Here is a 13,253-nt window from a genome sequence, read left to right as displayed (position 1 = left end):
GTCAGTCGTGTCGCGAGGGGGCATATCGCGGAGGCCAGCGCGGACGCAAGCGGGGCGCAGCGAATTGGGGCCGATCTGCAACGACACGCAAATTGCGGGTGGCAAACGCAGTTCCTTTCGCTAATGTCGGGAAAAGGGGTCGCAACGAAACTTGGGGTCGAACCGGGTGCTCGCAAGAAGCGCCGCGGTCGTCGTTGCGGGGGACACGCGCCAGTGAGCGAGGTCTACAAGGTTGCGATTATCGGGTCTGGCCCCGCGGGCATGAGCGCGGCCAGCCAGGCTGCTGCGCGCGGGATGAGCCACGTCCTGCTCGAAAAGACCGATCACCTGTCCGACACGATCTACAAGTACCAGAAGGGCAAGCACGTCATGGCGACGCCCAACCAGCTCATCCTGAGGGCTGGGGGCAAGCAGGAATTCGAGGCGGGCAAGCGCGAGGACATCCTCAAGAAGTGGGATGACCGGACCGAGGAACTGGGCGTCAACGTCAAGTACAATGCCGAGGTCAAGGCGATCAAGGGAACCGGAGAGGCCATTCCCGGCTCGATCCAGAAGATCGTCACCCGCGCCCGCGACGGATCGAGCACCACGACCGAACTGCAGCGCCACGCGCCGCCCTATGCGATCACGCTGACCAATGGCGAGACGGTCATGGCGGAGAACGTGATCCTCGCCATCGGCACCCAGGGCAATCCCAACCTGATGCGCTGCCCGGGCGCGGACCTGCCGCACGTCACGTACCAGCTGGACGACCCCTATGCCGTGCTCGACGAACACATCGTCGTCGTCGGCACCGGCGACGCGGGGATCGAGAACGCCCGCGGCCTGGTGGAGGACGCGGCGCAGGGCAACGTCGTCACCGTGCTCAACCGCGCGCCGCGCTCGCAGAACGAGGTCGAAAGCTTCCCGACGGCCAAGCCGCCGAACGCGATGGCGCTGATCGCCGACCGCGACGAACGCAAGCTCGACATCCGCTACGAGACCGAGACCAAGGCGGTCGAGCCCGGCTGGATCACGCTTTCGACCCGCGAGGGCGAGGAAAAGATCCGCTGCGACCGGATCATCGCCCGCATCGGCTCGGCCCCGCCGCGCGGCTTCGTCGAGGGCTGCGGGATCGAGTTCGCCAGCGCCGACCGGCTCGCCTTCCCGACGCTGTCGCCGGTGTTCGAATCGACCGCGCCCGGCATCTTCGTGATCGGCGCGCTCGCCGGCTATCCCCTGATCAAGCACTGCATGAACCAGGGTCACGACGTGATCGAGTTCATCGCCGGCAACACCGATCTGAAGCCCGCGGACGAGCCGCTGCTCGAAGCCAAGTTCAAGGCCATGCCGCAGAAGAAGTCGGTCAACGACTGGCTCGAGTACCTCAAGAACAACGTCTCGATCCTCTCGGGCATGACCACGCTGCAGCTGCGCGAATTCATGCTCGATTCCGAGATGAAGGCGTACCGCAAGGGCGACGTGGTGTTCGAGAAGAACGACCCAGGGTCATCGCTGTTCGCCATTGCCGAAGGCTCGGTCAATGTGGTGGTGCCGCGCCCCGATGCCGAGCCGCTGCTCATTCCGATCGGCGCGGGTTCGATCTTCGGCGAGGTCGGCCTGATCTCCGGTCGCCGCCGCGGCGCGACCATCGTCGCGGCCGAGAATGCGATCTGCGTCGAGATCAGCCGCACCGCGGCGCTCAAGCTGCAGAGCCAGGTGCCGACCGCCAAGGCCGCGATCGCGCGGATCACCACCGAGCGCCAGCTGCTCCAGATGTTCGGCTCGGGACTGACCCCCGACGACATCAAGGAAGTGGTCGACACGGCGAAAATCGAGCAGGTCCCGGCGGGCAAGACCATCATCAACGAGGGCGAGGATGGGACCGACATCTTCGTCATCCGCGTCGGCTCGATGATCGTCGAGAAGGAAATCGGCGGCAAGCCGGTGTTCCTCAGCTACCTCCCCGCCGGCTCCTATGTCGGCGAAATGGCGCTGATCGACGGCGGCCAGCGCACCGCGACCGTCCGCGCCGCGATCAAGAGCGAGGTCGTGCGCATCCAGGGCGATGCCTTCGCCAAGGTCCTTGCGGCCAAGCCCGCGCTGCTCGAACGCGCGCGGAAGGACATGAAGGTCCGCCGCGAGACCAACGCGCTGATCGAATCGAAGAAGGACAGCTTCTCCGGCGTGGTCGACCTGTTCTCCGAACAGGCCAAGTTCCTCGTCTCGCAGGGCGTTTCGGAAGCGACCGACGTGCTGCTGATCGACGAGCGGCTGTGCGTGGGCTGCGACAACTGCGAGAAGGCCTGCGCCGACAGCCACGACGGCCTGTCGCGGCTCGACCGCGAGGCGGGCAAGAGCTTCGCCCACCTCCACGTGCCGACCTCGTGCCGCCACTGCGAGCACCCGCACTGCATGGCCGACTGCCCGCCCAACGCGATCCATCGCGGGCCGGACGGCGAGGTCTATATCAACGACACCTGCATTGGCTGCGGCAACTGCCAGCGCAACTGCCCCTACGGCGTGATCCGGATGGAGAAGGTCCCGCCGAAGAAGCCGTCGCTGCTGTCGTGGCTGTTCTTCGGCAAGGGCCCCGGGCCCGGCGAGCCGCCGTACAAATGGTCGAAGAAGACGGTCGGCAAGATCATCGACGGCATCGCCGACGAGGAAGAGCGGAAGAAGACCAAGGACGCGCTCGAACGCAAGAAGGCGATCAAGTGCGACATGTGCTCCGGCATCGACGGCGGTCCGTCGTGCGTCCGCGCCTGCCCGACCGGCGCCGCAATCCGCGTCGCGCCGGACGAGTTCCTGACCGTCGCGCGGCTCGAGAACGAGGGGGCCTGAGGCATGGCAAGCATCGCACAGAACCCCGACGAAAATCCGCTCGAGACCGCGGCGACCGAGCCGAACACGACCTCGACGACCGCGCCGGTCAAGCGCGGCAAGGTCCGGCGCGAGCGTGCCTCGACGCACGAAGGGTTCCTTTCGCACAACAACTTCCTGTGGCTGAAGCTGTCGGCGGTCCTCGTGATCGCGCTGATCGTGCTCTACATCTTCGTGCCGCTTCCGAACCAGCACTTCGGCTCGACCTGGCTCGGCTACACGCTCGGCACGGTCGGCGCGCTGCTGATCCTGTGGCTGACTGCGCTGGGGATGCGCAAGCGCGCGATCACGCCGGGCACCTGGTCGCTCAAGGCGTGGACCTCGGCGCACGTCTATCTCGGCCTCTCGCTGATCGTGATCGGGACGCTTCATTCGGGCTTCGACCTCGGCTGGAACGTCCACACGCTGGCGTGGGCGCTGATGATGCTGGTGATTGCCTCGGGCGCGTTCGGCATCTGGGTCTATGCGACGCTGCCGCGCTCGCTTTCGGCCAACCGCTACGACGAAGACGGTGCGATCACCGAGAAGCAGATGATCGAGCAACTCCGCTCGCTCGACCGCCAGATCCACGACGCCGCCCAGCCGCTCGATCCCGCCGACGCCGCACTGGTCGAGCAGAGCCTCGACGACGATCCCTTCGCCGGCTCGGTGTGGAACCGGATCACCGGGCGCTACCCGAAGTGCAAGACCCGCATGGCCGCGTCCAAGCTGCGTGAGGCCCGAGCCTATCGCCCGCGCAAGGCCGACGACCCGCTCGACCGGGTCGATGCGCTGCTGACGAAGAAGGAGGGCACGCTCGCGCGCCTGCGACGACACTTGCGGATCAAGTCATGGCTCCAGGCCTGGCTCTATGTCCATGTGCCGGTCACCTTCGCGCTGATCGCCGCGCTCTCCGCCCATATCGTCTCCGTCTTCTTCTACTGGTGAGCGCATGAGCTTTCTTGTCCGCCAGATCTCGTTCAAGGCCAGTGGCGAGGAAATCGTCCGGCCGAGCCGCATCGATGGTGACGAACTCGTCATCGGCCGCGACAAGGACTGCGGGATCCACCTGCCCGACCTCGCGGTCGATCCCCGCCACGCCCGCGTCCGCCGGATCGACGACGGCACCCTGCTGGTCGAATCGGTCGGCGAGCAGCCGTTCACCTTCAACGGTCGCAGCGTCGGCCGGGTCGAGTTCCAGTTCGCCGCCGGTGCGGAACTCATGTTCGGCGGGCACCGCCTCACCGTGGGCAAGGACGCCGACAGCGGACTGCCGACGTTCTCGATCGTCCGGGTCGAGGCGCTGTCCGAATCGGCCGAAGATATCGACGCCAACAAGGCCTACACGCTGGCCGGGCTGCTGCCGGGCAAGCGGATGTCGGCCTGGGGCTTCGCCGTCCTCGTCCTGCTCGCCTTCCTCGTCGGCCCAATCTGGTCGTACGCCACCTACAAGCCGCTGTCCCTGCAGGAAAAGGCGCGGCGGCCCGACGGCATCCACGCGGACACAGCGTGGTCCTCGGGGCATCTCAGCCTCGCCCACAAAAGCCTCAACAACGACTGCCAGGCCTGCCACGTCGACGCCTTCGTGGCCGTACGCGACAACGCCTGCCTGACTTGCCACACCGATGACGCGCACCAGCACATCAAGGACGGCAACCGCCTGCTCGCCGCGCGGGGAGAGCCGACCGGGTTCGCCGCGTTCCAGCGCGCGGTCGCCAGCGCATTCAATCGCCCCGCCGGCAGGTGTGTCGATTGTCACACCGAGCATGAGGGCGCGGGTGCTATGCCGGCAACCCAGCAGAAATTCTGCACGGAATGCCATGACGGACTGAAATCGCGCTTGCCCGACACGAAGATCGCAGATGCCGCCGATTTCGGCACGGCCCATCCCCAGTTCCGGCCCATGATCATCGTGGACCCGAGCGGGGACAAGCCCGTGTTCCAGCGTGCCACGTGGTCGCCCACGCTCCGCGAAAACGACGGGCTCAAGTTCACCCACGCCCAGCATCTGTCCAAGACCAATGGCGTCGCCCAGATGGTCGCCCGCCGCGCCAGCGAGTATCGCGGGGCGCAGGCGCTCGACTGCAAGGACTGCCACGAGGTCGACGCGACCGGCGTGCGCTACAAGCCGGTCGAGATGGAGAAGTCCTGTCAGACCTGCCACTCGCTGAGCTTCGACCAGGTTGACGGCACGTTCCGCACGCTCCGCCATGGCGAGCCGGCGATGGTGGTGGCGGACCTGCGGGCGTTCTACCGCGGCACCGCGCCGCCGCGCCCGGCGACGCTTTCGGGCATGGCCCGCCGCCGCCCGGGTGATGCAGCGATGCAGTCGACCGCAGCCGATTATGCCCGCGCCGTGCGCTTCTATCCGACCCGCGCAGAGCAGGCGATCGCGGCAGTCTTCTCGAAGGGCGGGATGTGCTATGACTGCCACACCGTGACCCCGGGCGGTCCGGCGGCGACCGGTGGCTTCACCGTCCAGAAGGTCGCGCAGAACAACCGCTACTACAACACCGGCTGGTTCAGCCACAAGGACCACACCAAGTCCGACTGCGCCGAATGCCACGTCAAGTCGAAGACCTCGAACGACGCGACCGACCTGCTGGTGCCGGGTCTGGACGGCCCTGGCGGCTGCCGGACCTGCCACGTGGGCGAGGCCGGCACGAAGCTGGCTGCGTATAACCCGAAGGACCCGGTCGAAAGCGGCTGCGCGATGTGCCACTCCTACCACATGGATGGCGGCGCCCCCTGGACACCCAAGAAGCCCAAGGTGAACACCGCCGACGCTGCCGATCGTCCGCGCTTCCCCTTCCGCGCAGCCTCGCGCTGAAGGGGCCGGGTCGCCGATGCTGATCGCCCAGATCACGGATATCCACCTGGGGTTCGAGCCGGACACGCCGGGCGAGTTCAATCGCCAGCGGCTCGACCGGACGATCGAGACGATCCGCGCGCTCGATCCGCAGCCGCAGATGCTGCTGTGCACGGGTGACCTGATCGACCGGGGCGATGCGGGCAGCTACCGCCGCTTGAAGGAAGCGCTCGCCGACCTGCCGTTCCCGTATTACCTCGCGCTTGGCAACCACGACGAGCGCGCCAACTTCACCGAAGTGTTCCCCGACTACGTCTTCACCGACGGGTTCCTCCAGTACGAGATCGACACTCCGGACCTGCGGATCCTCGTCCTCGACACGCTCGAGGAAGGCCGCCACGGCGGTGCGTTCTGCGAGACGCGGGCCGACTGGCTCAACGCCCGTCTGGACGAGGAAACCAGCAAGAAGACCCTGATTGTCCAGCACCACCCGCCGATCGAGGTGGGGATTCCGTGGATGAACACCGACCCGCGCGAACCGTGGGTCCACCGCCTCGCCGATTGCCTGACCAAGCGCGACAACGTGATCGGTCTCGTCTGCGGGCACATCCACCGCGCGGTGACGACGCACTGGGAAGACCTCGTGGTCGCGACCTGCCCGTCGACCGCGCCGCAGGTCGCGCTCGACCTACGCCCGATCGATCCCGACGTGCCCGACCACCGGCACCTGATCATCGCCGATCCGCCGGCCTATGCCTTGCACTGGTGGAACGGGCGCGAGCTCATTACCCACTGGAACACGGCCGAGGACCACGCCGTCCTCGCGCGCTACGACCAGAACCTGCAGGGCATGATCCAGCACATGCTGGCCGAGCGGCCGGGCGCCGAAGGGCACCACTGACCGCCGGGCAGGCTGGCGCCGCTCAGGGCGCGATGCCGTAAATCTTGAAGTCCGCATCGACCATCGGGTCGATCTCGCGCGCGGCTGCCAGGTCGCTCCCATGGCCGGCCCGGCCCAGCTGCTTCCCGATCACGCCGCGCATGAACAGGGCGGAGGCCGAATCCGGCCAGGTCAGCAGCGCGGCATCGAGATCGGCCTGGGCTTCCTCCAGCCGGTTGAGCCGGAAGAACACCATTGCCCTGCTGTCGAGCGATTGCGCCGGACTGTCGCTCAGCTCGATCGCCTTGCTGCAATCCTTGAGCGCGGAATCGAGCTGGACGCTGGTCGTTCCCTTGACCCAGCAGCGGGCGTAAAGCAGCGTCGAGTCGCTGGGATGCGAGGCAATCTGCTCGTCGAGCACGGCAATCGCCTCGGCCCCCTGGCCCGCGCGGATCATCAGGTCAGCGAGCGAGGCGTAAAGGTTGCTGTTCTGGCTCCCGGAATTGGCGATGCGCTCGTCGAGCAGGGCCCGCGCCTGATCCGGTTTCCCGGTCTTGAGGAGCAGGCGCGCCTGGTCCGCGGCGATCGTGTCGTCGGACGGATCGAGTTCGGCCGCTGCGGTGAAGTCGGCAAGCGCCGGGGCGAACTTGCCCGCGCCTTCGTACAGTCTGGCCCGGGCGTTGTAGGTGAACGTGGTGGGTTCGATGGCGATGGCCTTGGCGAAGTCGCTCAGCGCCCCGGTCTTGTTTCCGGCACGGTCGCGGAACCAGCCCCGCCAGGCGTAGCCGCTCTGGTCTTCCGGATCGCGGGCGATCACCGCGGTATAGCCTGCCTCGATCGCCGCATAGCGCGCGCGGCGTTCCGCCTGCGGCACTTGCCAGTAACGCGGCGTGTCGGCGGGCGCGACCAGGCGGGGCTGCCTGGCGATGACCTGCGCCATGCGGGTGCGCAGGGCGGGAAGCTCCGCAGCGGGAATCTCGACGCCGCTGAAGTCGATGGTTTCCTTTTGCGTCAGCATTTCGCCGGCGATGGCAATGTCGCGGGTCATCGCGAGCCCCGCGAGCGTGTCGGCGAATACCGCGTCTCCCTCGATGGTGTACCCTGCGCCGCCACCGGGGAGACGAACGGTCCGCTCCACGGATGCGCTGCCGAGCAGGGCCGCCATCGGCCCCGATACCCGGGTCGCGACCGGCACGTTCTTCCATGCCGCGCGCGCCCGGTCGGGGGCGAAGGCCTTTTGCTCGGACGGGGTCGAAAGCGAAAGTGTCCACTTCCCACGGTCATAGGACCAGTCTTCCGAGGTCACGCCGCTGACGGACATGGTGATGGTGCCGGTAGCCTCGTCCCAGGCCATCGTGCCCGAACCGATCATCGCATTATCGATGAACGATCGGGTCAGGCTCCCGATCATTTCGTCGCGCTTCTTCGGGGTGAGCTGGCCCTCCGCGAGGTGGATGTACGCGGCCAGATCGCCCCGGATGGCGATCGTGGTCGCAAACGGCATCGGCATGTCGATGCCGCCGGTCGCATCCAGTGTGCCGGACACTGCCATGAACCGCCGCGCCGGGGGATGGCGGACGATCGGCACGAGGTCCGCCCCGTCCGGCCGCAGCGGCAGCGCGTAGCGGAACGGCGGCGAATCGCCGATGTCGGCCAGCTGGGTGACCGGGCGTGTCCCGTCGAGCCACAGCTCCTGCCCGTCGACCACCGCACGGATGATCACGTGGTCGAATTCCGCCGGGAGCGGGAGGACCTCGGGCAGCATGTCGTCGGCCGTGGCATTGATCAGCACCGCTTCGGATTCGATCCCCATCGCCCGCAGCAGGCTGAGCAGGAGAAGTGACTTGGCCTTGCAATCGCCATAGCGCACGTCCCAGGTGTGCGCCGGCGTCTGGGGGACATAGTTGCCGCCGTTCATCCCCATCAGCAGGTAGCTGATCTTGCCCTGGACCAGCGCCAGCGCCGCCGCGGTGCGGCCGAGCGGGTCGGGGTGCGCGGCCTCTATCGCCGCCACCTGTTCGGCAAGCGGGCTGCCCGGCGCGATCAGGCCGTCGGTGGCGAACAGCGGCGCCATCGTGCGCGAAACGTCCTTCCAGTCGGCAAAGTCGCCGATCTGGACCGACGTCTTGCGCAAGTACCGCTGCGGCGCATCGTCGGGCATGGCGATCCGCTTCGAGCCGACCGGCACCGAGAGGACGTGCCAGCCATCGACGACCTTGTCGGCATCGGCCGGGAGGGTCAGCTGCGGGCCGGTCCGCCACGCCAGCTTGCGGTCCCTGGGCCACGACAGTTCGATCCGTCCGAAGCCCAGCGCCGTATCGTCGTCGGGCACGACCTGGACATCCTGGACCTTCCCGCCAAGCGCCGCGTCGCGCTCGGTCACGGACACGCTGAGGCGGAGCGCATCGCCCACGCGGAGGCCCTTCACCGGCATGTTCGCGGTAAGCATCCCGGTGAGAACCCGCTGCTCCAGCTGCGATTCGCGGCGAATCACGGTGAACCTGTCGTCACCCAGCAGGTCGATCGTCTCGTCCCCGCGCAGGATCTGGGCGCGATGGACGATGAGATCGCCCTTGTCGGGCATCCATGCTCCGTTGAGCATGCTCCACTGGGTCAGGGCTTCGGGCGTATCGAGGCGGATGACGGTGTCGGTGTAAGTCCAGACGCGGCCATCCTCGAACCGGCTCTGCGTGTCCGAGACGACGAGCGAAGGGCCGGTCTTGAGGCGCGCCTGGTCAAGCGTCGGGGCGGCCTTCACCCAGCCTGGCGGCGGCTGGTACAACGGCTCGTCCCCCGCCCGTGCGGGAATCGCCGGCAGACACAGCAGCGCGGCAGCGCAGAGCAGCGACTTCTTCAAAACCCCAATCCCCCGAATAGCTTAGCGATCGAGATTATCGCCGCGCGGCGTTTCGGCAAGCGTATTCGCAGTCGAAATGGAGCGTGTAAGACGTTCGCTCCGACTGGCGGGACGGCCCGTCAGTGCGCCGACAGCAGGGCAAGATGCGCGAGCGCCGCCACCAGCGCCAGCACCAGCGCGACCCAAACGCGCGGGCCAAGGTACAACGATGGTCCGCGCCGGGCAGGGAACGAGAACGTCGCCGCGGTGCCGAGGACCTTGTCCGGGTGGCCGGCCCGGAAATCCGGATCGCGGGCGATCTTCACGAGGTCGCGGCGGCTGCGGTAACGCATCACGCTGAACAGGCTCCAGCCGGGATCGGGTGTGGTGTTCCACGCGTCGACATATCCGCCAACCTTGTCCGCCATCATCCCCGGATGCCCGCCGCGCCGCACGAGATGGCGGATGAACCGGCGGGCATAGCGCAGCAGCATCGTGCGCCCCGGCACGCTCTCACCGCTCTGGGGGTCGGTCACCGTGCCGGGTTCGACCCGGATCAGGTTGAGCATGAGGAATTCGCGCCCATCGTCGGCTTCGAGGAAGGCGCGCATGGTCGCCGGATCATTCGCGCTTTCCTCGAACCGCCCGGCGACCTCGGCCATGAACGCATCGATCTCGGCAGGCGTGAGCGGCCCGCGCCAGTTGTCGTACCACAGCCGGAACGCCGCATAGGCGGCCAGCGCGCCGCCCCAGATCATGATCGGAGTCATCGTCCTTCCCCCTCGCCGGAGACACTATTGCGGCGCGGCGCGGGCGCAAGCGATGCCCGTCCCTCCGCTGCCGCCCAAGGGGCCTAGCGGACGGCGGCGAGCGCCTTCTGCCGCCGCCGCTGCACCGAACTGCCGAGCCCGATCGCCTCGCGATACTTGGCGACGGTCCGCCGGGCGAGGTCGAACCCTTTCGCCTTGAGAAGATCGACCAGCGCGTCGTCGCTGAGCACGGCCTTGGGATCCTCGGCATCGATCAGGGTGCGGATCGCCGCCTTGACCGCTTCGGCCGACGCCCCGCCCTCGCCATCGGTCGAGGCGACGCCCGAGGTGAAGAAGAACTTCAGCTCGAACGTCCCGCGCTCGCACGACAGGTATTTGTTCGAGGTGACCCGGCTGACGGTCGATTCGTGCATGCCGATCGCTTCGGCGACCGTGCGCAGGGTCAGCGGGCGCAGCTCCGACACGCCCTTGCGAAAAAACCCGTCCTGCCGCTTCACGATCTCGCTGGCGACCTTGAGGATGGTTTTCTGCCGCTGGTCGAGCGCCTTCACCAGCCAGTTGGCGTCAGCGAGCTTCTCGCCGAGCCAAGCCCTGGCGTCGCGCGCCGTGCAGGAGCCGCGAAGTTCGACGTAGTAGCTGCGGTTGATGACGAGGCGCGGCAGCGTCGCCTGGTTGAGCGCGATATCGAAGCCCCCGGCGGCGGCGCGGACGAGGATGTCGGGCACCACCGCTTCCGCCGCGCCGCCACCGAAGCGCAGGCCCGGCTTGGGATCATAGCCGCGCAGCTCGGAGAGCATGTCGGCGAAGTCTTCTTCGTCGACTCCGCACATCCGCCGCAGCCGCGCAAACTCGCCGCGGGCGAGAAGGTCGAGATTGTCGATCAGCCGCGCCATGCACGGATCGTAACGGTCTGCCTCCTTCGCCTGCAGGGCGAGGCATTCGGCGAGGTTGCGCGCGCCCACCCCGGTCGGGTCGAGCGACTGGACGAGCGCGAGCGCCGCATCGAGCTCGGCCTCGTTCACCGCAAGGTCGCCGGCGATCTCGCGCAGGGAGGTGTGGAGATACCCCGCCTCGTCGAGCTGGTCGATCAGCCAGCGGGCGAGGAACAGCTGCATCGTGTCGCGCGCCACCGCACCGACCTGGGCATGGAGGTGTTCGGCCAGCGTCGATTCGCCGCCGCCGCGTTCGTCGATTCCAGGACCCTCGCCGCTGCCGCCGACCCGCGTGTCGCCGCCGAAGTCGGTGCCAGAATCTCCCGGGGCGTCGCCGGTATCGCGGTCGCGGTCGAGCGCGCTGGCATCGATGTCGAGCGGGCGGTCCTCCGCGGCGCGGCCTTCGCCGACGAGCTGGTCCACCGGCGAGCTTTCAAGGTGGGTGCGGCGCAGCTCGTCCGGCCCGCCGGTTTCGGCGGACGGTTCCGCCGGCGCGGCCTCGCCGATCTCGAGCAGGGGATTGGCATCGAGCGCCTCGCCGATGAACGCCTCGATCTCGAGGTTCGACAGCGCCAGCAGCTTGATCGCCTGCTGGAGCTGCGGCGTCATCACCAGCGACTGGGTCTGACGCAGGTCGAGGCGGGGGCCGAGGGCCATGGATTAAGCGCCCGTCGTCCCGGACCTGATCCGGGACCGCTGGCCTTTCTCGTGGGTGCCGCCAGCGATCCCGGCCTGCGCCGGGATGACGTGAGATTTCACAGCGTGAAGCCCTCGCCAAGGTAGAGTCGGCGCACGTTTTCGTCGGCGACCAGCGCTTCCGGGCTGCCCGCGAACAGGACCTGCCCGCCATAGATGATGCAGGCGCGGTCGACGATGTCGAGCGTCTCGCGCACGTTGTGGTCGGTGATCAGCACCCCGATGCCGCGGCGCTTCAGGTCCTTGACGAGGTCGCGGATGTCGCTGATCGAAAGCGGGTCGATCCCCGCGAACGGTTCGTCGAGGAGGATGATCGAGGGGCGCGCGGCCAGTGCCCGGGCAATTTCGCAGCGCCGCCGCTCACCGCCCGACAGCGCCATCGCGGGCGAGCCGCGCAGGCGAGTCAGGCCGAATTCGTCGAGCAGGCGTTCCAGTTCCTCGGCCCGGGTCGCCTTGTCCGGCTCGACCAGTTCGAGGACGGTCGCGATGTTCTGCTCGACCGTCAGCCCGCGGAAGATCGAGGTTTCCTGCGGCAGGTAGCCGAGTCCGAGGACCGAGCGGCGGTACATCGGCAGCTTGGTGATATCGACGCCATCGAGCAGGATCCGCCCCGAATCCGGCCGGACCAGTCCCATGATCGAATAGAAGCAGGTGGTCTTGCCCGCGCCGTTCGGTCCGAGCAGGCCGAGCACCTCGCCCTTGCCGACCGACAACGAGATGTCGGTGAGCACGGCGCGCTTGTCATAGCTCTTGGCGATCGAGACGACTTCGAGCCCGCCCTGCGGGAGCGGAGGGGAGGCGTCCGCGCGTTCGGCGACAGGGGTGGCGACAGCGTCCATCGTGGCTCCAGAGACGGCCGGTCATCCGGCGGTGCCCTTCCCAATAGCGGCCATCTCCTCGCGGAAAAAGGGAAAGATCGCGCTTGGCAGGGTTCATGCATGGCGGCGCAGTCCCGTTCGGGGCCCGGAGAACGGCAATCGGCCTTGATCCCGGACCGACTCGGTGTTTTACTCGCACCGGGATTGGAAGAAGGAACAGGCCGATGGCAAAGGCCATGCCCACCGGTATCAGCCGGGGTCGCGTGCTCGATTGGCGCAAGCGGATGAGCGACAATGTCGCCTATGCCCTGCTGGTCTACACGGCGCTCCAGATTTTCGTGACGACCAAGGCCTTGCGAGAGACCGGATCGTCGGCGCTGCCGATGATGGCACTGGTGGTGCTGGTCGCAGCGATCATCCCGTTGTGCCGCCGCTTCGAGAAGCGCTGGGAGGCAATCGGAGACGCGGCTGCGGGCGATCCCCAGCTCAAGCCCCGGTTCCGCCGCGACCAGCTTGTCCTGTGGGTTCTCGCGATCGGCCTGCCGTTCGTTTTTACCGGCCTGTCCATGGCGGTCATCGCGGCGTTCTGACCCTGCCGATTGCGGTGGGGCGAGGGGCAAGCTAGACCGGCCCGCCCGCGCGCACGTCCTCCTGCGCGCCAAGACGAAGGC

At 67.6% G+C, this 13,253-nt stretch carries 9 protein-coding genes; 5 read left to right on the top strand and 4 right to left on the bottom strand.

Annotation, left to right across the window (positions count from 1 at the left end):
* The first annotated feature begins 261 nt into the window (after positions 1-261).
* From AC3WLD_RS01720 to AC3WLD_RS01705, 4 genes are read left to right on the top strand one after another with little or no spacing between them, the layout of a single operon-like run.
* Positions 262-2,823, top strand: a complete 2,562-nt coding sequence (locus AC3WLD_RS01720; protein ID WP_492555335.1) for a cyclic nucleotide-binding domain-containing protein — start codon at positions 262-264, stop codon at positions 2,821-2,823.
* Between the two features lie 3 nt (positions 2,824-2,826).
* Positions 2,827-3,789, top strand: coding sequence for a hypothetical protein (locus tag AC3WLD_RS01715; protein ID WP_492555171.1), 963 nt, complete (start codon positions 2,827-2,829; stop codon positions 3,787-3,789).
* A 4-nt stretch (positions 3,790-3,793) separates the two neighbouring features.
* On the top strand, positions 3,794-5,671 hold the full coding sequence (locus tag AC3WLD_RS01710; RefSeq protein ID WP_492555170.1) for a cytochrome c3 family protein: 1,878 nt from the start codon (positions 3,794-3,796) through the stop codon (positions 5,669-5,671).
* 16 nt (positions 5,672-5,687) lie between these two features.
* A complete protein-coding gene (locus tag AC3WLD_RS01705) occupies positions 5,688-6,551 on the top strand; it encodes a phosphodiesterase (RefSeq protein WP_492555169.1) in 864 nt (287 codons plus the stop codon).
* A 22-nt stretch (positions 6,552-6,573) separates the two neighbouring features.
* On the opposite strand, the gene AC3WLD_RS01700 is transcribed toward AC3WLD_RS01705, so the two are convergent.
* The 4 genes from AC3WLD_RS01700 to lptB form a co-directional block, all read right to left on the bottom strand.
* Positions 6,574-9,387, bottom strand: a complete 2,814-nt coding sequence (locus AC3WLD_RS01700; RefSeq protein ID WP_492555168.1) for a DUF3857 domain-containing protein — start codon at positions 9,385-9,387, stop codon at positions 6,574-6,576.
* A 119-nt stretch (positions 9,388-9,506) separates the two neighbouring features.
* Complete coding sequence (locus AC3WLD_RS01695; RefSeq protein WP_492555167.1) at positions 9,507-10,136, bottom strand: hypothetical protein; 630 nt, start codon at positions 10,134-10,136, stop codon at positions 9,507-9,509.
* Positions 10,137-10,219: 83 nt separating this feature from the next.
* Positions 10,220-11,725 carry an RNA polymerase factor sigma-54 gene (gene rpoN, locus AC3WLD_RS01690; protein ID WP_492555166.1) on the bottom strand — a complete coding sequence of 502 codons (1,506 nt, stop codon included), beginning with the start codon at positions 11,723-11,725 and terminating at the stop codon, positions 10,220-10,222.
* A 98-nt stretch (positions 11,726-11,823) separates the two neighbouring features.
* Complete coding sequence (lptB, locus tag AC3WLD_RS01685) at positions 11,824-12,603, bottom strand: LPS export ABC transporter ATP-binding protein (RefSeq protein WP_492555165.1); 780 nt, start codon at positions 12,601-12,603, stop codon at positions 11,824-11,826.
* Between the two features lie 203 nt (positions 12,604-12,806).
* Here lptB and AC3WLD_RS01680 point away from each other — a divergent pair, with 203 nt between their 5' ends.
* A complete protein-coding gene (locus tag AC3WLD_RS01680) occupies positions 12,807-13,172 on the top strand; it encodes a hypothetical protein (protein ID WP_492555164.1) in 366 nt (121 codons plus the stop codon).
* Positions 13,173-13,253: the final 81 nt, after the last annotated feature.

This window comes from Novosphingobium sp. FW305-C-111, from assembly GCF_058783565.1.
The sequence above is the reverse complement of the archived record's forward strand: the minus strand, read 5'-3'. Positions and strand labels throughout refer to the sequence as shown.

Bases quoted from the DNA above. Each gene is read 5' to 3' on its own strand.
- AC3WLD_RS01720 (WP_492555335.1), top strand. From the start codon at position 262: ATGAGCGCGGCCAGCCAGGCTGCTGCGCGCGGGATGAGCCACGTCCTG.
- AC3WLD_RS01715 (WP_492555171.1), top strand. From the start codon at position 2,827: ATGGCAAGCATCGCACAGAACCCCGACGAAAATCCGCTCGAGACCGCG.
- rpoN (WP_492555166.1), bottom strand. From the start codon at position 11,725: ATGGCCCTCGGCCCCCGCCTCGACCTGCGTCAGACCCAGTCGCTGGTG.
- AC3WLD_RS01705 (WP_492555169.1), top strand. From the start codon at position 5,688: ATGCTGATCGCCCAGATCACGGATATCCACCTGGGGTTCGAGCCGGAC.
- AC3WLD_RS01695 (WP_492555167.1), bottom strand. From the start codon at position 10,136: ATGACTCCGATCATGATCTGGGGCGGCGCGCTGGCCGCCTATGCGGCG.
- AC3WLD_RS01710 (WP_492555170.1), top strand. From the start codon at position 3,794: ATGAGCTTTCTTGTCCGCCAGATCTCGTTCAAGGCCAGTGGCGAGGAA.
- AC3WLD_RS01680 (WP_492555164.1), top strand. From the start codon at position 12,807: ATGGCAAAGGCCATGCCCACCGGTATCAGCCGGGGTCGCGTGCTCGAT.
- lptB (WP_492555165.1), bottom strand. From the start codon at position 12,603: ATGGACGCTGTCGCCACCCCTGTCGCCGAACGCGCGGACGCCTCCCCT.